20 protein-coding genes and 1 tRNA gene are annotated in these 21068 nt (G+C 74.1%); 12 read left to right on the plus strand and 9 right to left on the minus strand.

Annotated elements, in window-relative coordinates:
• The 5 genes from GA0070214_RS19160 to GA0070214_RS19180 all read left to right on the plus strand — a co-directional run bounded on the left by GA0070214_RS19160 (position 1) and on the right by GA0070214_RS19180 (position 4475).
• On the plus strand, positions 1-978 hold the full coding sequence (locus tag GA0070214_RS19160) for a phosphotransferase (RefSeq protein ID WP_091265376.1): 978 nt from the start codon (positions 1-3) through the stop codon (positions 976-978).
• Between the two features lie 116 nt (positions 979-1094).
• Positions 1095-1607, plus strand: a complete 513-nt coding sequence (locus tag GA0070214_RS19165; protein ID WP_091265379.1) for a hypothetical protein — start codon at positions 1095-1097, stop codon at positions 1605-1607.
• 69 nt (positions 1608-1676) lie between these two features.
• Positions 1677-2369: a response regulator transcription factor gene (locus GA0070214_RS19170; RefSeq protein ID WP_091265383.1), complete on the plus strand. Its 693-nt coding sequence runs from the start codon at positions 1677-1679 to the stop codon at positions 2367-2369.
• Positions 2362-3810, plus strand: a complete 1449-nt coding sequence (locus GA0070214_RS19175) for a sensor histidine kinase (RefSeq protein WP_091265386.1) — start codon at positions 2362-2364, stop codon at positions 3808-3810. The genes GA0070214_RS19170 and GA0070214_RS19175 overlap by 8 nt, the downstream gene beginning before the upstream one ends.
• A 56-nt stretch (positions 3811-3866) precedes the next feature.
• Positions 3867-4475, plus strand: coding sequence for a hypothetical protein (locus GA0070214_RS19180; RefSeq protein ID WP_091265389.1), 609 nt, complete (start codon positions 3867-3869; stop codon positions 4473-4475).
• 41 nt (positions 4476-4516) lie between these two features.
• Here GA0070214_RS19180 and GA0070214_RS19185 read toward each other — a convergent pair whose 3' ends face one another.
• Complete coding sequence (locus GA0070214_RS19185) at positions 4517-6115, minus strand: ricin-type beta-trefoil lectin domain protein (RefSeq protein WP_091265393.1); 1599 nt, start codon at positions 6113-6115, stop codon at positions 4517-4519.
• Between the two features lie 240 nt (positions 6116-6355).
• Between GA0070214_RS19185 and GA0070214_RS19190 the strand changes: the two genes are divergently transcribed.
• The gene (locus GA0070214_RS19190) at positions 6356-7063 is read left to right on the plus strand and encodes a glycosyltransferase family 2 protein (protein WP_091265396.1); all 708 of its coding nucleotides are present in this window, start codon (positions 6356-6358) and stop codon (positions 7061-7063) included.
• A 70-nt stretch (positions 7064-7133) separates the two neighbouring features.
• Here the strand turns inward: GA0070214_RS19190 and GA0070214_RS19195 are convergent, their stop codons facing one another.
• Positions 7134-8027, minus strand: coding sequence for a transketolase family protein (locus tag GA0070214_RS19195; protein ID WP_091265609.1), 894 nt, complete (start codon positions 8025-8027; stop codon positions 7134-7136).
• An 8-nt stretch (positions 8028-8035) separates the two neighbouring features.
• Positions 8036-8728 (minus strand): transketolase, encoded by a 693-nt coding sequence (locus GA0070214_RS19200; RefSeq protein WP_091265399.1) that lies wholly within the window; start codon positions 8726-8728, stop codon positions 8036-8038.
• Between the two features lie 46 nt (positions 8729-8774).
• Here GA0070214_RS19200 and soxR point away from each other — a divergent pair, with 46 nt between their 5' ends.
• A complete protein-coding gene (gene soxR / locus GA0070214_RS19205) occupies positions 8775-9233 on the plus strand; it encodes a redox-sensitive transcriptional activator SoxR (protein ID WP_091265404.1) in 459 nt (152 codons plus the stop codon).
• Between the two features lie 4 nt (positions 9234-9237).
• Here soxR and GA0070214_RS19210 read toward each other — a convergent pair whose 3' ends face one another.
• Entirely contained in the window at positions 9238-10212 is a 975-nt protein-coding gene (locus GA0070214_RS19210) for an NAD(P)H-quinone oxidoreductase (RefSeq protein WP_091265407.1), read from the minus strand.
• A 9-nt stretch (positions 10213-10221) separates the two neighbouring features.
• Entirely contained in the window at positions 10222-10761 is a 540-nt protein-coding gene (locus GA0070214_RS19215) for an AAA family ATPase (protein ID WP_208602818.1), read from the minus strand.
• A 97-nt stretch (positions 10762-10858) separates the two neighbouring features.
• Between GA0070214_RS19215 and GA0070214_RS19220 the strand changes: the two genes are divergently transcribed.
• Positions 10859-10945 (plus strand) — tRNA-Ser (locus GA0070214_RS19220).
• 136 nt (positions 10946-11081) lie between these two features.
• The gene (locus tag GA0070214_RS19225; protein ID WP_091265411.1) at positions 11082-11615 is read left to right on the plus strand and encodes a YbhB/YbcL family Raf kinase inhibitor-like protein; all 534 of its coding nucleotides are present in this window, start codon (positions 11082-11084) and stop codon (positions 11613-11615) included.
• Positions 11616-11654: 39 nt separating this feature from the next.
• Here the strand turns inward: GA0070214_RS19225 and GA0070214_RS19230 are convergent, their stop codons facing one another.
• Positions 11655-12365 (minus strand): class I SAM-dependent methyltransferase, encoded by a 711-nt coding sequence (locus tag GA0070214_RS19230; RefSeq protein ID WP_091265414.1) that lies wholly within the window; start codon positions 12363-12365, stop codon positions 11655-11657.
• A gap of 210 nt (positions 12366-12575) precedes the next feature.
• Here GA0070214_RS19230 and GA0070214_RS19235 point away from each other — a divergent pair, with 210 nt between their 5' ends.
• Positions 12576-14387, plus strand: a complete 1812-nt coding sequence (locus GA0070214_RS19235) for a glycosyltransferase family protein (RefSeq protein WP_091265417.1) — start codon at positions 12576-12578, stop codon at positions 14385-14387.
• A 16-nt stretch (positions 14388-14403) separates the two neighbouring features.
• Here GA0070214_RS19235 and GA0070214_RS19240 read toward each other — a convergent pair whose 3' ends face one another.
• Positions 14404-15186 (minus strand): hypothetical protein, encoded by a 783-nt coding sequence (locus GA0070214_RS19240; RefSeq protein ID WP_091265614.1) that lies wholly within the window; start codon positions 15184-15186, stop codon positions 14404-14406.
• A gap of 322 nt (positions 15187-15508) precedes the next feature.
• On the opposite strand from GA0070214_RS19240, the gene GA0070214_RS19245 reads away from it, so the two are divergent.
• Entirely contained in the window at positions 15509-17038 is a 1530-nt protein-coding gene (locus GA0070214_RS19245) for a peptide deformylase (protein WP_091265421.1), read from the plus strand.
• A gap of 119 nt (positions 17039-17157) precedes the next feature.
• On the opposite strand, the gene GA0070214_RS19250 is transcribed toward GA0070214_RS19245, so the two are convergent.
• Positions 17158-18279 carry a globin domain-containing protein gene (locus GA0070214_RS19250; protein ID WP_091265425.1) on the minus strand — a complete coding sequence of 374 codons (1122 nt, stop codon included), beginning with the start codon at positions 18277-18279 and terminating at the stop codon, positions 17158-17160.
• 143 nt (positions 18280-18422) lie between these two features.
• Between GA0070214_RS19250 and GA0070214_RS19255 the strand changes: the two genes are divergently transcribed.
• Complete coding sequence (locus GA0070214_RS19255) at positions 18423-19196, plus strand: CPBP family intramembrane glutamic endopeptidase (protein WP_091265617.1); 774 nt, start codon at positions 18423-18425, stop codon at positions 19194-19196.
• A gap of 81 nt (positions 19197-19277) precedes the next feature.
• Here GA0070214_RS19255 and GA0070214_RS32520 read toward each other — a convergent pair whose 3' ends face one another.
• Complete coding sequence (locus GA0070214_RS32520) at positions 19278-20870, minus strand: hypothetical protein (RefSeq protein WP_244167760.1); 1593 nt, start codon at positions 20868-20870, stop codon at positions 19278-19280.
• Between the last annotated feature and the right edge of the window lie 198 nt (positions 20871-21068).

A 21068-nucleotide genomic window follows, 5' to 3' on the forward strand; every position in this document is an offset into this window, starting at 1 on the left:
GTGACGACACCCGACTGGTCCGATCCGCTGTGGCGGGACGCCGCGCTGGCCTGGGTCGGTGACGCGCTGGGCCGGCACGGCCGCCGGGTGACCGGCCCGGTCGAGCCCCGGGTCCGCCCCTGGTCGCTCGTCTGGCGGGTGCCCACCGACGCCGGCCCGGTCTGGTTCAAGGCCAACAACGCGGGCACCCGCTTCGAGGCGGCACTCCTGGCCGAGCTGGCCCGGCTCGCTCCGGGGGCGGTGCTCGACCCGCTCGCCGTGGACCCCGTGCGCGGCTGGTCGCTGCTGCCCGACGGCGGTCCGAGCCTGCGCGACGTGCTCGCCGGGGACCTGACGCGCTGGGAGCGGGTGCTGCCCGCGTACGCGGCGGTGCAGATCGCCGTCGCGCCGCGGGTCGACCGGCTGCTCGCCGCGGGGGTGCCCGATCACCGGCCGGAGCTGATGCCGGCACTCCTGGACGGCCTGCTCGACGACTCCGGCGCCCTGCTGCTCGGCGAGCCGGACGGGCTGACCCCGGAACTGCACGCACGGCTGCGGGCGTACCGGCCGGAGTTCGCCGCGATCTGCCGGCGGCTGGCCGAGTTCGGGGTTCCGGCCAGCGTGCAGCACGACGACCTGCACGACGGGAACGTCTTCGTCACCGACGCCGGCTACCGCTTCTTCGACTGGGGGGACGCCTCGGTGGCCCACCCGTTCGCCACCCTGCTGGTGACGCTCAACTCGGTGGCGCACGGCGCCGGGCTGGCGCCGGGCGACCCGGTGCTGGGCCGGCTGCGGGACGCCTACCTGGAGGCGTGGACCGACCGGCACGACCGGGCCGCCCTGCGGGAGGCCGCCGGGCTGGCCATGACGGTCGCCACGGTCAGCCGGTCACTGTCCTGGCGGCGCGCCCTGGCCACGCCCGATCCGGCCCGGTCCGAGTACGCGGCCGCCGTGCCCGGCTGGCTCGGCGAACTCTTCGCCGCCCCGCCGGGCTGACCGGACGGGCCGGGCGGAGCGGAATGTCGCACCGCAGGTGCGATTTGCACGGGTGGAAGTTCCAGAAATCGGGAGTGACCCATATCACCCCTGCTCACCTGCTCGTTGCATCTTGCATGGACGTGTTCTCGCGAACGTTCCTTCCGGCCGCCGCCGAGACCGGCCTGGCGACCCAGACCGTCAGCCGGCACATGCCGGTCTTCCGCCGGTGCGTCGGCTCCGGCGACGCGACCATCCTGGTCACCCGCTGCAGCCGCCCGGACCACCCGATCGGCGGCGACTACCTCATGCTGCTCACCCACCGCCGCCTGGTGGTCACCCGGCAGACCCGGGTGCTGCACCGGCTGCGCCTGCACCTCAACACCGAACTGCGCGAGCTGAGCAACGTCACCTGGAGCCCCGACCCCCGGTCGCACAGCCTGGAGCTGGCGGCGACCGCGATCGACGGGGTCCGGGAGCGCTTCCTCATCCGCACCCACCACCCGAAGCAGGTGTGGCAGCTCGACGCCCTGCTCAACCACGCCTTCCGGACCCGGCTCCGGACGCCCGCGGAGCGGCTGGTCGCCACCATCGGCCAGCCGCCGGCCGGCGCCCGCACGGCCGTGCTCCGTCCCGCGACGGTCCGCTGACCGGCTCCTTACCGAACCCGAACATTCCGCCGGCCACCCGGGCGGCCCCCGGTCGGTAATCATGGGCCGGTGACCGCCGACGCCGCACCGCGCGGGCTCGTCCTCGTGGTGGAGGACGAGCCGGCCATCGCCGACCTGGTCCGGCTCTACCTGAGCCGGGACGGGTTCGGCGTACACCTGGAACGGGACGGGGCGGCCGGGCTGGCCGCCGCGCGGCGGCTGCGCCCGGTGGCCTGCGTGCTCGACATCGCACTGCCCGGCCTGGCCGGCACCGAGATCTGCCGGCGGCTGCGCGAGGCCGGCGACTGGACACCGGTCATCTTCCTCACCGCCCGCGACGACGAGGTCGACCGGATCGTCGGCCTGGAACTGGGCGCCGACGACTATGTGACGAAGCCGTTCAGCCCGCGCGAACTCGTCGCCCGGGTCCGGGCGGTGCTGCGCCGGGCCGCCGGCGCGCCCGCCACGGCCGAGCGGCCCCGGGTGGTCGGCGCGGTCACCCTCGACCCGGCCCGCCGCACGGTCACCGCCGGCGGCGCCCCGGTGCAGCTCACCTCCACCGAGTTCGACCTGCTCGCGCACCTGATGGCCCGGCCCGGCCGGGTCTTCACCCGGGAGGAACTGCTGGCCGGCGTCTGGGGGTACGCGGCACACGCCGGCACCCGGACGGTCGACGTGCACGTGGCGCAGGTCCGGGCGAAGCTCGGCCCGGCCAGCGTGATCCGTACCCACCGCGGCGTCGGGTACGCGGCCGATGCCTGAACAGCCCACCGTCGCGCTGCCGGTCATCGGGTCCGGCCCTCCGGCCCCGCCCCGGCGGCGGCGGTTCGCGCACACGCTGACCGCCCGCGCGGTGCTGGTCACCTGCGCGGTGGCGCTGGTGTCGGTGCTGGTCACCGCGCTGGTCGCGGTGCCCCTGGCGGTGCGCGGGGCGGAGCGGCGCGACCAGGAGGCGCTGGCCGCCCAGGCGCGGCTGGCCGCCGAGGTGCTCCGGGTCCGCGCGGCGCGCCAGCGGGACAATGCCGGGGACCGGCTCATCCGCCAGCTCCGCCAGCAGCAGATCGAGGTGTACCTGGTCCGGGCCGGCCAGGCCGACCACGCCGGCCTGCCCCCGCAGGTGGTGAAGCGGGTGGCGGCCGGCCGGGACTTCTCCGGCCGGCGCCTGGTCGGCGGCGAACGCGCCCTGGTCGAGGGGCGGGCGCTGCCCGGCGGGGACGCCGTCGTGCTGGCCCGACCGACCCGCAACGGACCGTGGCGGCAGGTGCTGCTCAGCCTCTGGTTGCCGATGCTCGCCGGGCTCGCCGCCGGGGTGGCCGCCGGCCTCCTGCTGGCGCGCCGGCTGGCGCGGCCGATCCGGACCGCGGCCACCGCCGCCGCCCGGCTGCGGGCCGGGGACCGGGCGGTGCGGGTGCCCGTCGAGCCGCCGGACGAGGTGGCCGACCTGGCGTACGCGCTGAACGGGCTCGCCGCCGCGCTGGCCACCAGCGAGGGGCGGCAGCGCGAGTTCCTGCTCTCGGTCTCGCACGAGCTGCGTACCCCGCTCACCGCCATCCGCGGCTACGCCGAGGCGCTGGCCGACGGGGTCATCGAGGCCGAGGCGGTGCCGGCGACCGGGCGGACGGTGCTCGCGGAGTCCGAGCACCTGGACCGGCTGGTCAGCGATCTGCTGGCGCTGGCCCGGCTGGAAGCCGCCGACTTCCCGCTGGAACCCGGGCCGGTCGACCTGACCCGGCTCGCCGCCGACGCGGCACGCACCTGGTCCGACCGGTGCGCGGCGGTCGGCGTGCCGTTCCGGGTGGAGGCGCCCGACGGGCCGGTGCCCGCGTACACCGATCCGGGGCGGATCCGGCAGGTGGTGGACGGGCTGCTGGAGAACGCGCTGCGGGTCGTACCCCCGGGGGCGCCGGTGGTGCTCGCGGTGCGGGCGGCCGGGGCGGACCCGGCCGCGGGCGGCTTCGTCGAGGTCCGGGACGGCGGACCGGGCTTCACCGACGACGACCTGGCGGTGGCGTTCGAGCGCGGTGCGCTGCACCAGCGGTACCGGGGGGTGCGCAAGGTGGGCAGCGGCCTCGGGCTGGCGCTCGCCGCCGGGCTGGTCCGGCGGCTCGGCGGCGAGATCACGGCCGGGCACGCCCCGGAGGGCGGCGCGGCCTTCACCGTCCGGCTGCCCGGTGATCCTTACCTGACCCGAACATCGGCCTGACGATCCGCTCGCGGCGGCGGGGGAGGCTGACGGCACCACGGACGAGAGGAACACTGATGGCACGTCAGGGAATCGTCACCGGCGTCACCGCGCTGCTCGCGGCGGCCGCGCTCGGGCTCGCCGGCTGCGGCCCGGCCGAGGTCGCCCAGGACTCGGCGAAGGAGACCGCCGTCGAGGTGGCCGCCGCCCTGGGTGCGGACGGCCAGGCGCTGGCCGCGCTCGGCGTCGACGCCGACGAGTTGGACGTCGACCCCGTCGCCGCCCCGGCGCCCTCGGCCTCCGGCACGCCCGGCGAGCAGGCCGGCCCGCGGGGCAAGCGGGGCGAGCAGGCGCAGGAGTGGCGCAAGCGGCACCGCGCCCGGGTGCTGCTGCGCAAGAACACCCTGCACGGCGAGGTCGTGGTGCAGACGAAGGACGGCGGCACGAAGACCGTCGCCGTGCAGCGCGGCCAGGTGACCGCCGTCGACGCGAAGTCGATGACCGTGAAGTCGACCGACGGCTTCACCATGACCTGGACCTTCGACGAGAAGATCCGGGTGGTCGAGCGGCGCGCCACCGTGCAGTCGAGCGACATCAAGGTCGGCACGACGGTCGGCGTGGCCGGCGCGAAGGACGGCGACACGTCCGTCGCCCGCCTCGTCGTCGTACCCCTCAAGCAGCGCTGAACGGAGGGCCCCCGGCGTTGTGCCGGGGGCCCTCCCACTTCTCAGTAGACGCGTGAGCCGATGAAGTCGTCGTGGCCGTAGCCGACCGGGTTCGGGTAGGACCGGGACTCGAAGGACCACTGCTGGCGGGCGCTGGTCGAGCACGCCGCCAGCCGCAGCCGCGGCGTGGTGAGCCAGGGGTTGTCGAAGCCGACGCAGAGGTTGGTCGCGCCGGCCGGCTTGAGCTGGTTGCCGGCGAAGACGAACTTCTGGTTGGCCCCGCCGTGGCAGTCGTGGATGTTGACCGTGGTGCCGGCGGTCAGGTTGCCGCCGCTCACGTCGAGACAGCGGTCGTGGGAGAGCTCGGAGTGCAGCGACTGCCGGGCCGGGTCGTACCAGAAGCCCTGGTTGCGGCCGCCGTGGCAGGCGTACGACTGCTGCGTCGTGCCGTTGCGGGAGTCGTAGCCCCGGCCGTCCACACAGGTCCCGGTGGCGACGTTGCGGAGCTGCCGGAACTCCAGCAGCCCGTCGACCAGCACGCCCTGCCCGGTGCTGGCGGGGTCGACGCAGGTGGCCCGCTGGGCGCCCGCGTTCCAGAACTGGGTGACGCACTGGGCGAACATGCCGTGCCCGCGGTAGTTGGGGTGGAAGGACTGCCGCGCCGCGTTCTCGTCCCAGACCCCGATCTCGATGTAGAGGCCGCGGACCGAGGTGTTGTCGGTGCACACCTCGTGGCCGTGGAAGAGCCGGCTGGCGTCCAGGTAGCGGGTGCCGGTGTCGGCGGCGGCCGCGCGCAGCGCCGACTCGAACATGGGCACCGCCTTGTTGCGGGCGAACGCCATGTCGGCCAGGTAGAGCAGGCAGCCGCCGGAGTACCAGCCGGGGAAGTTCGGGTTGTCCTCGACGTCCGGGCTGCCCGGGCTCGGGTACGACATGAGCACCAGTTCGTAGTCCGAGCGCAGGTAGCCGGCGCCGGTCATGGTCTGCCGGATCGAGGTCAGCGCCGCCTCGACCGCCTGCCGGCTGCCGTCGGTGCGGATCGTCCACTGGTCGGTGTAGGTGGGCCAGCACGCGCCCTGGAAGAAGACCCGGCGGATCGCGCAGTCGGTGGCCACCGGCCCGAACTGGATGGTGCCGTCGCCGTTCGCACCGACCACCACCCAGATCAGCCGGACGTGCGTGTTGCGCGCTTTGATCGCCAACTGGTCGCCCTGGTTCAGCTCGTTGTGCTGGGTCGGCCCGCCGGCGATCAGGTTCCACGGGGTCGCCCCCGAGCAGGCCAGGTTGTACTTCTGGTCGGCCGGGATGCCGGTGCGGAACACCGCCTGGTCGTACGAGCGGTCGCACCAGTTTCCGTCCTGGTGGGTGCCGGGCACGTAGTTGCCGACGCCCTCACCGGAGATCTCGCTGTCGCCCATCGTGACCAGCGCGGTGCGCCGCTGTTCGAGCGGGCGGATGTCGGGGGAGCCGTAGAGGGCGGTGGCCTCGGCGGCGCGGACGGTCTCCAGCGCGGCGGGGAGCGGCTGGACGACGGGCCGGTCGGCGGCGGCTGCGGGGGCAGCCGGTCCGAACAGCGCCGGCAGGGCGAGGGCGGCGGCGGACAGGACGGCCAGGGTGCGGCGTCGCGTCGTCCGTGCGCGCCTGGCGGGGGTACCAGACATCGACGCACTCCTTTCGCCTCAATCGCGGGATGTCGATTGAGTTACCAGAAGGTAACCGCCGCGTGACCGGATGTGAATACGTCTCGGAAACGTTGCGGGCGGGTGCGGAAGGGAACTTCTCCGGCAGAACGGGCGGGCGTGCGCCGGGGGCGTCCGCGAAGGCCGGGCGGGCAGTGGTGACCTCGGCGACCAGCCGGGTTAGGCTAGGCCCCGACTTGCCGTCGCCACCGTGGAGAACCCGTGAAGCTCTCGATCCTCATGCCGGTCTACAACGAGGAAGAACGCATTGCGGATGCCCTCAAGCAGGCATTGGCGGTGGACTACCCGTGCGAGATCGAGCTCGTCGTCGTCGACGACGGCAGCCGCGACGGCACCGGCGAGGTGCTCGGCCGGGTGGACGACGCCCGGCTGCGGGTGATCACCCACCAGCGCAACGCCGGTAAGGGCGCGGCGATCAAGACCGCCGTCGACAACGCCGAGGGTGAGTACATGGTCATCCTCGACGCCGACCTCGAGTACGACCCGCAGGACATCCCGCGGCTGCTCGAGCCGGTGCTCGACGGGCGGGCGACGGTGGTCTACGGCAACCGGACCTTCGGCAGCCACAGCTCCTACAGCTTCTGGTACGTGATGGGCAACAAGGGCGTGACGCTCGCCGCCAACGTGCTCTACAACTCGTACATCGGCGACCTGGAGACCTGCTTCAAGCTGATGCCGCTGGAGCTCTACCGCTCGCTCCAGGTCCGCTCGCGCGGCTTCGGCATGGAGGCCGAGGTCACCGGCAAGCTGCTCCGCCAGCGCATCCGCCCCTACGAGGTCCCGATCAGCTACCGCGCCCGGGGCCGCGAGGAGGGCAAGAAGATCACCTGGAAGGACGGCGTCGAGGCGATCTGGATCCTGGCCCGCGAGCGCGCCCGGCGCCACCCGGTCGGCCCCGCCGCCCGCTGACGCCCCACGCACGACACGGGACCCCGCACCCCGGCCAGGCCGGTGTGGCGGGGTCCCGTCGTTTCGCCGGTCAGGCGGCGGCCCGGGCCGGGGTGAGGAACGCGTCGACCGAGCGGCGCAGGCCGGCCGCGTCCAGGCCGTGCCAGCGATCGTGGTCCTCGGGCGTGCCGTAGCGGCGCAGCTCCGACCGGCCCACCCCCAGGGAGAGCAGCCGGTGCGGCCGGTCGGCCAGCGCGGCGCCCACCACCCGGGCCGAGGTGCCCGCCAGGTACGGCTCGACCAGGATCACCTCGGTGCCGGCGAGGGCCCGCAGCCCGGCCGTGTCGAACGGGCGTGGCCGGTGGGTCCAGGCCACCGTGACCGGCCGGTCGGCCACCGCCGCGAGCGCCGTGTCCAGCACCGGCCCGACCGCCACCAGCAGCGGCGCACCCGGCCCGGCGTTCCGCAGCACCCGCAGGTCACCCGACCCGGGGTACGCCCGCGCGTTGGTCTGCGTGGACAGCCGCAGGTACGCCGAGCCCTCCCCGCAGACCGCGTCCCGCAGCAGCCCCGGCACCTCGTCCGGGTGGCCCGGCACGTACACGGTCCAGTCGCGCAGGGTGTCGATCAGCGCCACGTCGGCCGGCGCGAGATGGGTCCGCCCCGCCGCCGCCCGGTCGTACGACGCGCCGACGCTGGCCAGCACCGCCCCGACCCCCTGGTGGTCGAGGTCCAGCTTGATCTGCTCGTACGCCCGCTCGACGAGGAACGGCGCGTAGCTGTGCACGATCGGCCGCTGCCCGGTCAGCGCCAGCCCGCCGGCCACGCCCACCATCAACTGCTCCCGGATGCCGACATTGACCACCCGGCCCGGGTAGCGCGCGGCGGCCGGGGCGAAGGCGGCCGCCGAGATGTCGGCGAGCACGACCGTGGTGCGGGGATCGGCCAGGACCTCCTCGGCCGTGGTCACGAAGACGTCGCGCATGCTCATGGTCACTCCCCGTCGGTGACGACCGCGACGACGACGTGCGGCCGGTGGTGGTGGTGCCCGGTCAGGGCGGTGTGCAGGGCCTCGTGGTCCCGGCCGTCGACGGTCGCGGCGGTCCACCCGTTGACGGTGAACCGGCTGGCCGCGCCGCCCGGCCAGCCGTGGCTCGCCGACCGGTTGTCCAGCACGATCGCGGTCAGGTTGCCGAGCCCGGTGGCGCCCGCGTAGGCGATCGCCTCGTGGTTCGAGCCCTCGTCCAGTTCGGCGTCGCCGAGCAGCACGTACACCCGGGGGCCGGTGCGACCCTGGGCCCGCAGCCCGAGCGCGGTGCCCACGCCCAGGCCGAGGCCGTGGCCGAGCGACCCGGAACCGATCTCCACGCCGGGCACCAGCAACCGGTCGGGGTGGTCGCCGAGCCGGCTCTCCGGGCCGCCCTGGTCGTCCAACCAGGCCACCGGGATGAAGCCCTTGGCGGCGAGCAGCGCGTAGTAACCGGCGACCGCGTGTCCCTTCGAGAGCAGGAAGCGATCACGGTCCGGGTCGTCCAGGGTCGCCGGGGTGATCCGGAGCACCCGGTCGTAGAGCACCTGGAGCACGTCCAGCGTCGAATACACGTTGGCGCCGAACTCGCGGCCGGCGCGTACCCGGTCGAGCAGTGCCCTCAGGACCGCGGGCTCGGTGGCGGTTGTCGTCGTCATGCGGATAGCCTCGGAGTTGAAGCACACTTCAACTCAAGGCCCTGTGATGCACGAAGCAACCCTGACCATCGGCCAGCTCGCCGAGCGCAGCGGCGTGGCTCCCTCCGCGCTGCGCTACTACGAACGGCTCGGGCTGATCCGCGCCGAGCGGACCGGCGGCAACCAGCGTCGCTACGCCCGCACCGAGCTGCGCCGGGTGGCCTTCATCCGGATCTCCCAGCAGGTCGGCGTCTCGCTCGAGGAGATCCGGGAGGCGCTGGACTCGCTGCCCTCCGGGCGGACGCCCACCCCCGACGACTGGGCCGCCCTCTCCCGGGCCTGGCGGAGCCGCCTCGACGAGAAGATCCGGCTGCTCGGCAAGCTCCGCGACGACCTCGACGGCTGCATCGGCTGCGGCTGCCTGTCGTTGCAGCGCTGCACCCTCTACAACCCGGGCGACGCGCTCGCCGCCGAGGGCTCCGGCGCCCGGCTCATGCTCCCCCGCCCGGCACCGGACGCCGCCTGACCGCTCAGCGGACCAGCAGCACCTTGCCCACGTGGTCGCTGGTCTCCACCAGCCGGTGCGCGTCGGCGGCCTCGGCCATCCTCGCCCGGGCGTGGACGACCGGCCGGACCTTCCCCGACTCGACCAGCGGCCACACCTGCTCGCGGACACCCCGGACGATCTGCGCCTTCTCGGCCAGCGGGCGGGACCGCAGCGCGGTCGCGTGCACCGAGGCCCGCTTCGCCAGCAGCATGCCGAGGTCCAGCTCGCCCTTGCGGCCGCCCTGCATGCCGATCACCACCAGCCGGCCGCCGGTGGCCAGCGCCGCCACGTTCCCCGGCAGGTAGGCCGCGCCCACGATGTCCAGGATCACGTCGGCGCCCCGCCCGTCGGTGAACCGGCGCACCTCCTCGACGAAGTCCTGCTCCGCGTAGTCGATGGCGTGTGCCGCGCCCAGCTCGCGGAGCCGCTCGTGCTTCGCCGCCCGCGCGGTCACCACCACGGTCGCGCCGAGCGCCACCCCGAGCTGGACCGCGAAGGTGCCGATCCCGCTGCCGCCGCCGTGCACCAGCAACGTCTCGCCCTCGGCCAGCCGGGCCAGCTGCACGACGTTCGACCAGACCGTGCAGGCCACCTCGGGGAGCGCCGCCGCGTCGACCAGATCCACCCCCGCCGGGACCGGCAGCAACTGGCCGGCCGGCACGGCGACCCGCTCGGCGTACCCGCCGCCGGCCAGCAGCGCGCAGACCTCGTCGCCGACCGACCAGCCGGTCACCTCCGGCCCGACCGCGGCCACCACCCCGGCACACTCCAGACCGGGGTACGCCGGCGCGCCCGGGGGCGGTGGGTACTGCCCCTGCCGTTGCAGCAGGTCGGCCCGGTTCACCGCACTGGAACACACCTCGACCACCACCTCGCCCGGGCCGGGCTCCGGGTCGGGCACCGCGGCCCAGACGAGAGCCTCGGGGCCACCGGGTTTCGGGATCGTGATCGCGTGCATGCCCCAGTCTTACCCGATCCGGCCCGCCGTCCACGCCCGGGCCAGAATCTCGTCCACCGTCTCCTCCGGGGTCTGCGCCGAGGTGTCCAGCCAGAGCCCGATCCGTGGCGTGGTGGCCCGGAGGTCGGCGTCCAGGTCGGCCACCGGCCAGTCGCCGTACCCCTGCTTGGACCGGCCCCGCTCCCGGGCGGCGACCACGTCGGCGCGCGGCGCGAGCACCACCACGGCCAGCGGCCGGTGCCGGATCCGCTCGACCAGCGCCGGCAGCTCCGCACCGAGCACCACGTCCTGGAGTACGACGGTGAAGCCCGCGGCGGCGTACCGGTCGGCGGCCGACGCGGCGAGGTCGTAGCGGAGCCGGAGCTGCCGCCACGCCTCGTCGGTGAGGTCGGCGGTCAGCGCCGCCCGGCCGCTGACGATCATCCGGCGGAACACGTCGCCGCGCAGGTGCACCGCCCGCGGCAGCCGTCGCGCCAGCAGCTCGGCCACAGTGGACTTGCCGGCCGCCATGATTCCACTGATCAGCACCACCGCCGGGGTTTCCCACACGGGTGCATCCTGACAGCAGGGGTGGGACGGCGGCTCGCCGGTTTCACCGGCCGTGGCAGACTAGGCACGGCCGCGTACCCCGTCGGGGACGCGGCAGGGAGGGTTCGCCTAGTGGCCGATGGCGCTGGTCTTGAAAACCGGTAAGGCAGCGATGTCTTCGTGGGTTCGAATCCCACACCCTCCGCCCCTGACCGACAGGTCCGTCATCCCTCGTCGAGTAGCAGCCTGTCCGGACACCGGGTGCTTCCGGTTCGATTCGGGCCGCCGAGGGGGTATGAAGGGGCGCAGGACATTCGCGCGCACCCGGAAGGACCGTTTCGATGAGCCTGGAACGACCGATCGCCCCGGACCCGTACGAGCTGCTGCCGACGGTGCCGTCGTTCAACCTGACCAGCGACGACGTGCACAACGGCGAGCCGATGGACGCCCGGTACGCGCACGGCAGCGCCGGCGGCGAGAACGTCTCCCCGCATCTGGCCTGGTCGGGCTTCCCGGACGAGACCAAGAGCTTCGTGGTCACCTGCTTCGACCCGGACGCGCCGACCGGCAGCGGCTTCTGGCACTGGGTGCTGGTGGACGTGCCCGCCTCGGTCACCGAGCTGCCGACCGGGGCCGCGGAGAGCGACCTCGGCGGCGCCTTCAGCATCCGCAACGACTACGGCGACACCGGCTACGGCGGCGCCGCCCCGCCGGCCGGCGACCGGCCCCACCGGTACGTCTTCGCGGTGCACGCGGTGGACGTGGAGCGGCTCGACGTGGGCAAGGGGGCCAGCCCGGCGTACGTCGGCTTCAACCTGGCCTTCCACACCCTGGCCCGGGCGGTCATCCGCCCGACCTACCAGATCAAGGAGTGAGGCGACGGGGCCTCCGCGCCCGCGGAGGCCCCGGCCCGGTCAGCCCGGGACGCGGGCGACCGCGAAGACCGACTGGCCGAACGGCGGCCGGACGCGCTGCTCGGCGGCCTTGGTGGCCGGGAGGACCAGGGTGTCGTAGACCTTCACCATGGGCCCCTCCTTCGGCATCAGCCGGAAGACCTTGGTGGCCATGAAGTAGCCGATCAGGCCGAGCGCGTTCGCGTAGTGGATCTTCTCGACGGTGAGGCCGGCCTCGGTCATCGCCGCGGCCAGCGTCTTCTTCGTGTAGCGCCGGACGTGGCCGGTGGCGATGTCGGCCGGGCTCATGGCGAACTGGAACGCGGGCACGATGATGATCACCGCGCCGCCGGGGCGGACCAGGTCGCGCATGCTGCGCAGCGCGCCCACGTGGTCGTCGATGTGCTCCAGCACGTTGTACGACACGGCCGCGCTGTAGTCGCCGCGCTCGGAGTGCGGCAGCAGCATCTGCCGGACCTCGATGCCCGGGTGGTCGGCCAGCCGCTCCTTGAGCCGGACCAGGCGGTCCGGGTCCGCCTCGGTGGCGGTGATGCGGGGGATGTGCGCGGACCACTCGAGGACGTAGTCGCCCAGCCCGCTGCCGATCTCGATGGGGTTGTCACCGAGGTAGGGCACGGCGAGCTCGACGAACCAGCGACGGTGGTTGACCGCCGTCGCGAGCCCTTCGAGCACCTCCGACTGGACGCGCTGATCCCCAGTGATTTCTGCCATGCGTCGATTCCTCACGATATGACTGACCCGCGCCTGGACCGACAGAGTCAACCATCCGGATGGACGGCGGGGGAATCGGGGCACCGGGGGTGGCCGAATTGTGGTCGGGGGTGGGCACGTGATCGGCGGTAGGCGAACCCGGCACATAGTACGCCAGTACCCAGAAACATGTCACGGCCCTGCCATACCCTGACTACGCTCTGAATTGTCATGACTACTCCTGAATCGGACGCCGCCCCGGGTGGTGCCGCCGAGGACGGGCCCGACGAGGGCGGACGACCGGGGCAGGGCAGGTGGGTCGACGCCGTCGCCGTGCTCAGTTTCGTGCTGCTCGCCTTCTGGATCACCGCCCGCCTCTGGCTGGACCCGGCCAACGGGGTGCGGGACAACCGCACCGATCAGGCGCAGTTCGAGTGGATGATGGCGCACGGTGCGCGCGTCGTGACCGATTTCGCCTATCCCTTCACGTCGGACCGGATGAATGTGCCGGACGGCGTCAATCTGATGGCGAATACGTCCGTATTATCCATTTCGCTGCCAATGACGCCGGTCACCGTCCTGTTCGGGCCCCGCTGGTCATTCCTGCTCTTTCTCACCCTCGGAATGGCCGCTACCGGCGCGGCCTGGTATTTCGTCCTCTCCCGGGTGCTCATCGGTGCTCGCGGCCCGGCCTGGCTGGGCGCCGGCTTCTGTGCGTTCGCGCCGGCCATGCTCTCGCACGCCAACGCCCACCCGAACATCGTCAGCCAGTTCGTGGTGCCGCTGCTGGTCTGGCGGACGCTGCGCCTCGCCGAGCCGGGCCGCTGGCTGCGCAACGGTGTGCTGCTCGGCCTGCTGATCGTCTGGCAGGCCTTCCTCAACCTCGAGATCCTGCTGATGACCGCCATCGGCCTGGGCGTCGTGGTGCTGGCGCTCGCCCTCGGCAGGCCCGAACTGCGTGCGGCCGCCCGGCCCTTCGTCGCCGGGCTCGCCGTGGCCGCCGTGCTCTCCGGGGTGCTGCTGGCGTACCCGCTTTCCGTCCAGTTCTTCGGCCCCGGCGCCTACCAGGGGCTCTCCACGTTGATCCGGGGCTACCGCACCGACCTGGCCTCCTACGTCGCCTGGTCCCGGGAGTCCCTGGCCGGTGACGCGCGGGGCAGCGTCTGGCTGGCCAAGAACGCCACCGAGGAGAACGCCTTCTTCGGCTGGCCACTCGCCGTGCTGGCGGTCGCGCTGGTCTGGTGGCTGCGCCGCAACGTCGTGGTGCTCGGCCTGGCCGCCGTCGGCGCGGTCTTCGTGCTGTTCTCGCTCGGCCGCGAGATCCGCTTCGACGGGCGGGACACCGGCATCCCCGGCCCCTGGGCGGCGCTGGAGCACCTGCCGATCCTGCACTCGGTGGTGCCCACCCGGTGGTCGCTGGCGCTCACCCCGATCGTGGGCGTCCTGCTCGCCCTCGGCGCCGAGCACGTACGGCGGCTGGCCCGGCGGCACCCCGGCGCCCGGCGCCAGATCCGGTTCGCCACCGCCACGGTGCTCACCATGGCGCTGCTGCCGCTCCTGCCGACCCCGCTGCCCGCGGTGCGCCTCGACCCCACCCCGAGCTTCGTCACCTCCGGCGCCTGGCGGCCCTACGTGGCCGGCGGCCGCAGCATCGTCACGCTCCCGCTGCCCGACACCACGTACGCCGTCCCGCTGCGCTGGTCCGCCGAGACCCGGCTGGACATGCCGCTGGCCCGCGGCTACTTCCTCTATCCGGACACCCGGCCCGGCGCGGGCCGGGTCGCCCTCTTCACCGCACCGCCCCGTCCCACCAGCACCTTCTTCACCACCATCCGGCAGACCGACGCGGTGCCGCCGATCACCCCGCAGGACCGGGTGGCCGCCGTGGACGACCTGCGGTACTGGCGGGCGGGCGCGGTGGTTCTCGATCCGCGGCTGCGGCAGGCCGGCTCGCTGTACCGGGGAATGACCGAGCTGACCGGGATCACACCGAGATTCACCGGCGGGGTCTGGCTCTGGGACGTGCGCCCACTGGTCGACTGACCGGGACGGCGGCCGGTCAGGCCTGGCGGACGCAGCAGCCCTGGCAGATCTTCGGCCGGGGCAGGGTGAAGGCGAGGCAGCAGGTGCGCCGCTGCACGGTGGGTTCGCCCGCGGGGCCGGGCACCAGCTCGACCAGGTCGCTCAGGTCGAGCGCGTCCAGCAGCGTGGTGATGGTCGCGGTGGAGGAGCCGGGGAGCGCGTCCGAGGCACGCAGGATGCCGTGCGCGATGCCGGAGGCGACCGAGCCGAGAAGGGTACGGGTGCCGATCCGGACCTCGCCCTGGATGGCCTCGATCAGCGGCGCGAAGTGGGCGTCGAGCAGCGTGGCGCGCAGCGCGTCGAGCAGCGCGGCCTCGTCGGCGACCACCCGGACGCCGGGGCCGCCGGCCAGCGCCAGCGGGTCACCGGGAAGCACCGCGACCGTGGTCGAGCTGCGCAGGCCGAGGGTCAGCAGCTGGTGGTGGTCCTCGAAGTGGACCAGCACGTCGGCCGGGTCGAGCAGCGGCACCCGCCGGGCCGAGGCCCAGCCGAGCACGGCCGGCAGCGCCGTCCAGTAGCTGTAGGACTTCCAGGCCAGCGCGGCGCAGGCGTGCGGGGTGCCACCCCAGCGCCGGCCCGCCGCGCGCAGGAACTCGGGGAGCAGGGTGCCGTCGACCAGCCGGGTCGCCGGGGTCCAGTGCGGCGAGCCGTCGGTCACCAGCAGGCCGGGCGCGAGGCCAGGCAGGTCGTCGGTGCCGAACATGGCGCGCAGGGTCGCCGTGACCGGGGCGAACGGGGTGGCGACGTCCCACCCCGGCATCACCGCAGTCACCTGGTCGTCCCCTGTCTGGTCGCCCCACCGGCCGCCGCGTGTCGCCGGCTCGGACTAAGGCTAGCCTAACCACAGCTTCCCGGTGGAGGGAAGTGGCCCGGTGGGCTCGGGAGAGAGGTCCGGCTCACTCCGTCGCCCGTCGCGTACTACCCGGCGCGATGGGCGGAAAACGCCGCCGAGCGGGGCGGCAGGCGGCGCAAGCATCGACGGGCGCCGCTGAATTGTCAAGGCGAGTGTCGAATACGAGGCAGTTTCCGTACACGTTCGGCCACCGAACGTGAAAATGGTCTTCCCGCGTACGAGGAAGCCGATGACGACCTCACCCATCGAGCGTGCCGCCGACTCGTTCGCGGCCGAACTCGCCCGGCACCGCACCGGCCGCGGGCTGTCCAAGAAGCAGTTGGCCACGCTGATGGGCTTCGACCCGTCGTACGTGAGCCACGTCGAGGGGCGCCGGCACCGGCCCACCGAGGACTTCGCCCGCCGCGCCGAGGCCGTCCTGGAGGCCAGCGGCGCGATCTGGCAGCGCTTCCGGGAGTACGACGAGCTGCGGCACGGTCGCTCCGGCGGAGCGCACCGGGACCCGCCCGTGCCCGGGCAGTGGCTGCCGCCGGGCACCGGGCTGGTGGTGGAGCGCGAGACCGCGACCCTCACGTACACCGGCGACGGCTACCACTGCGCGATCCGGCGCGAGCTGTACAACGCCGGCACCGAGCCGGTCACCCGCTACCTGGTCCGGGTCGCCGTCGACCGCTACCCCAACGACCCCGGCCGCTCCAACCGGCACCACCGGGAGCACCCGCTCACCTTCGCCGAGCTGCAACTCACCGCCTACCGGGACGACGGGGGCACGCGGGAGCCGATGCACTGGCGGGCCAAGCACGACCGGGACGCGTTCAAAGAGATCTGGCTGCTCTTCGAGAACGACGAGGGCCGCTTCCCGCTCTACCCCGGCGACCGGGTCACCATCGAGTACGCGTACCGCGTCGGGCGGGACAAGTGGGGCCCCTGGTTCCAGCGCGCCGTACGCCTGCCCACCCGGCACCTCGCCGTGCGCCTCGACCTCCCCGCCGACCTCGACCCCAAGGTGTGGGGTGCCGAGACCTCCCTCTCCGCCGAGGAGGGGCCGCTGCGTACCCCGATCCTGCGGGGCGACGACGGCGGCCGGGCGATCTTCGAGTGGGCGACCGACGACCCGCCGCTGAACGCCCGCTACCGGATGCAGTGGCGGTTCCGGAGCCAGCCTCCCGACGCCGAGCCCGACGGCCCGGCCCCCGGCACCCGCATCCGGGCCAGCGACCGGATGCGCGCCGTCGGCATCGTGCAGCGCGGTGACGACCTGCTCCGGCAGCCCGCCCGCCAGTTCGACCTCCCGCGCGAGGAACAACTCGCCCGGGACGTGGTCGACCGCCTCTCCGGCCTGCTGGTCCGCCTCGACGAGCTGCACCCGTTCAGCAAGGGGGTCGGCATCGCCGCGCCGCAGCTCGGGCTCGGCTGGGCCGCCGCCCTGGTCCGCCCCGCCGATCGGGCCGCCGAACCCGTCGTCCTGCTCAACCCCAGGGTGGTGGACAGCTCCCGGGAAACCGACGAGCAGTACGAGGGCTGCCTCTCCTTCTTCGACCACCGCGGCCTGGTGCCCCGGCCGCTGCGGATCGACGTCGAGCACGCCCAGTGGGACGGCAGCCGCGTCATCACCTCCTTCGAGTACGCCATGGCGCGGCTGGTCGCCCACGAGATCGACCACCTGGAGGGCCGCCTCTACGCCGACCGGATGGCCCCCGGCGTGCCGCTGGTGCCGGTCGAGGAATACCGGGAGAGCGGCACACCCTGGCGCTACTGACCCGCACGAACTCCGGTACGCGGGCCGGTTGCCGGCCCGGCCCGCGCACCGGTGAACGGGGGCCGGGTCGCGTGCCCCAGGGGGCAGGGGCACGCGACCCGGCTCGGGGGGAGCAAGGTCTACAGGTTGCCGAAGGTGTCGTAGCGGATGTTGTCCGGCGGCACGTCGTCGGCGGCCAGCGCGCGCAGCGTCGCCCGGACCATCGCCGCCGAGCCGGAGACGTAGCAGTCGTGCGTGGTCCACGGCCCGTAGCGGGTGACCACGTCGGAGATGGCACCGACTTCGCCGTCGAAGTCCGGGTCGTCGCTGCACGCCGGGGTCACCGACAGCCACGGGTGGGCGGCCACCAGCTTCTCCAGGCCGGGCAGCCCGTACAGGTCCGCCGGCCGCCGGGCCCCGTAGAAGACGTGCACCCAGCGGGTCCGGTTGACCCGGGTCAGCTCCTCCACCAGCGCCTTGATCGGGGCCAGCCCAACCCCGCCCGCCACGCAGAGGATGTCCCGGGTCGAGGCCCGGTCCAGGGTCATCGAACCCATCGGCGCGGCCACCCGCAGGAGGTCGCCCGGCCTGGTCCGGCGGACCAGCGCCCCGGACAACCAGCCCGCCGCCCCGGCCGGCGTCCGCACGTGGAACTCCAGCACGTTCTCCTCGTTGGGGGCGTTCGCCACCGAGTACGTCCGCCACACCCGCGGGTGGTAGCGGGGCGCCTCGACGCTGACGTACTGGCCGGCCTGCCAGGTCATCGGGTGCTGGAGGGCGCGCACCGTCAGCACCGCCGTGTCCGGGCCGTGCCGCTCGTGGGTGAGCACCTCGGCGTGCCAGAACGGCGGGTCGTCGTCGGCCGCCGCGCCCGCCAGCATCCGCTCGGTGATGCTCGCGTACGCCTCCCGCCACGCCTGGTCGTACTCCAGGTTCCAGCCGTCCCCCGCGGTGCTGCGCAGCGCGTCCAGCAGGGCGACGCCCATGGTCGCGTAGTGGCTCGCCTCGACGTGGAACTTCCGATGGTCCCGGCCCAGCGCGCGCAGGTACTCGTCGAAGCTCTCCGGGTCGTCCACCGTCTGGGTGGCCGTGACGATCGCCTCCAGGATCCGGTCACCCTGGCCGTTCATCTGCACCGGGAAGAGGCCGCGCAGCGCCGGGTCGAGGAGGAACAGGCGGGCGTAGAAGTGACCGCTGAGCCGCTCCCGGTCCTCCTCGACAAGGGTCCAGCTCTCCTTCAGCAACCGCGCGAAGTTCTCCACAGGGCACGCTCCTTCTCCGGACGGGCGGATCGGCCCCCACAGAATCTCCACGGAGCGTGCCGGCCGGTCGCACAGAATGTGCGATCGGCTCACCTGGCCGTCGGGACGTGCCGACCGCCCCCCGGGTGCGGCACAGTGGTCCGGTGACGGTTGACGAGCTGACCCGTCCGGTCTCCCGCCGGACCCTGGGCACCGAGACGCTGCTCGTGCTCGGCCTCTCCCTCGGCCAGTCGGCCGTGTACGCCCTGGTCTCGCTGGTCGCCAAGCTGACCGCCACGGGCGGGCTGTCGAAGCAGACCGCCGCGCTGAACACCTCCGCGTCGGCCCGGCCGTATCTCGACCTGACGTACCAGCTGCTCGGGATCCTGTTCGCGCTGCTGCCGGTGCTGCTCGCCGTACACCTGCTGGCGCGCGACCCCGGCGACCCGGCGCGGGCGCTCGGCGCCGACCTCACCCGGCCCGGGCCGGACCTCCTCCGGGGCGCGGGGCTGGCCGCGCTGATCGGCCTGCCCGGTCTGGCCCTGTTCTGGGCGGCCGCCCAGCTCGGGATCAACGCCACCCTCGTCCCGGCCGCCCTGCCGCCCCTCTGGTGGGCGGTGCCGGTGCTCATCCTCGCCGCCGTGCAGAACGCCGTGCTGGAGGAGGTGATCGTGGTCGGCTACCTGGTCACCCGGCTGCGGCAGCTCCAGTGGCGGCTCGGCGCCGTGCTCGCGGCGAGCGCCGTGCTGCGCGGTTCCTACCACCTCTACCAGGGCTTCGGCGCGTTCCTCGGCAACGCCGTGATGGGCGTGATCTTCGGCCTGTTCTACCTGCGCACCCGGCGGGTCGGGCCGCTGATCGTCGCGCACACCCTGCTCGACGTGGTCGCCTTTGTCGGCTACGCCCTTCTCCCGAAGTCCTGGTTCGGCTGGCTCTGACGCGGGCCCCGGTCGCCAGCTCGCGGGAGGTGGCGGTGTCTCCGGGTGCCGGACCGCGCCACCTCGCCGAGCTGGAGTGGATCAGCGGCGGGCCGGGCGGTAGAGGCTGGTGGCGCGGGCGGCCAGGCGTTCGGCCGCGGTCGTGTCTCCCGTTGCCGCGGCCAGCGCCGCCGCACCGGGGAGCAGCCGCGCGGCCAGCCGGAGGGCCAGCCAGCCGGCGGCCTGCGCGACCAGCGGGGTGGCCAGCCGCCAGGCCGCCTCGGCTGCCCGGGACAACGACCCCTCCGCCGGAGCGCCGGCCGAGCGCAGCCCATCCAGCGCGGCGCGGGCCGTGGCGGCGTCCGGGTGCACCTGGGTCAGCACCAGCAGCTCGACCACGCGGTCCGGATGCGCCGGGTCCCGGCCATAGACGGCGGCCAGGTGCAGCACCAGATTGGCCTGGGTCCAGAGCACCGCCGTGAGCTCCGCCACCGGCGCGAACAGGCCGGCGCCTGCCGCGAGCGCGCCACCCGCACCGGCCAGCCGGACGAACCGCCGGGTCACCAGCCGGGCCAGCCCGTCGGCGTCGGCGTCGGGATAGGCGTCGCGGGTCCGCTGTACCCAGGTGGCGGCGCGCGGACCGAGGGCGTCCACCGCGGCGAGGGCCAGCAGCTCGGGTGCGAAGCCAGGGTGATCGAGTACGCGGGCCGTGGCCTCCCGCCAGCCCTGGCTCTCCACCCGCCGGTCGGCCTGCATGGCCGTCACGGGAACGACCTCCCGGGCGGGTGTTGGTGGGGTGGCGGGGTTCGCCGGGCCCGGCTCCGCTTCGGCTGTCGGATTCGGTTGGCCGGCCTGCCCGACCGGGACCTCGGCGGCAGCCAGTTCCGCCCGTCCCTGCGATGTGCCCGGCCTGGCCGGGGTCGACGCGGCATCCGGCCTGGCCAGGGTCGGCGCGGCATCCGGATCCTCCGAGCTCACTGCGGCAACCTGGCTGGACCGGGTCTGCGCGGGATCCGGCGCGGCCGGGGTCTGTGTGCGATCCGGCTCGGCTCGGGCCTGAGTGGGATCCGCCTCGGCCGGCGTCTGGGCGGGATCCGGCTCGGCGGGATTCCGCTCGGCGGGACGGTCGTCCGCGGCCTGACCGAGGGCGGGCTCGGCGACGTCCGGCTGGACGGCGGCCGGGGTGGCGGACGCCCGGCGGGCCGGTGTCCGCTTCGCCGCCGCCTTCTTCGCCGGGGTGGCCGTCGCGCTCTTCCGCGCCCGGCCGGTCCGCGCCGGCGTGCCGGTCTCCGTCGCTGCCTCGGCCGGCTGCACCGTGCCGGGCTCGGGTGCGGCCGCGCCCGACGTCGGGGCCTCGGCGGGCGGCACCGGAGCCGTGGCGGCGGACTTCTGTGCCGCCGCAGTCCGCTTCTTCGCCGGGGCGGCCTTCTTCGGCGCCGGCGCACGGCGGGTCCGCTTCGGGGCCTCCTCGATCACCGCCTCATCGGCGGGGGCGGTGGCCGGTGGCGGTGCGACGGCCGGCGTACCCCGGTCGGTGGCGGCGACGACGCTGGCCGGCGTGCCCGGATCGGCGGCGGTCTCCGCGGGCGGACGCTGGTGTGGGGTTGCTGGCGCGCCGGCAGCGAGCGGGGTGGCCTGCGCCGGGTCGGGTGGCTGGAACAGGACGACAGGCGCGGTCCGCGGCCGCGGTGGCATGTCGTCCGCCACCTCGGCCGGAGCGGGCTCGGGCGTGGGTGGCGGCGTGAAAGTCGGACGTGGGGAGCGGCTCCGCCGGGCCTGGGCGGCGGGCTCGCGACGGGGCGGATCGCTCGGCGGCTGCTCCTGCATATCGATGGAGCGTAGACCCGAGCGTGACCTGGCACACGGCGAAAACGCTGGGGGTGGGGCCTTCCC

This window comes from Micromonospora chaiyaphumensis (genome assembly GCF_900091435.1).
GTDB lineage: Bacteria > Actinomycetota > Actinomycetes > Mycobacteriales > Micromonosporaceae > Micromonospora > Micromonospora chaiyaphumensis.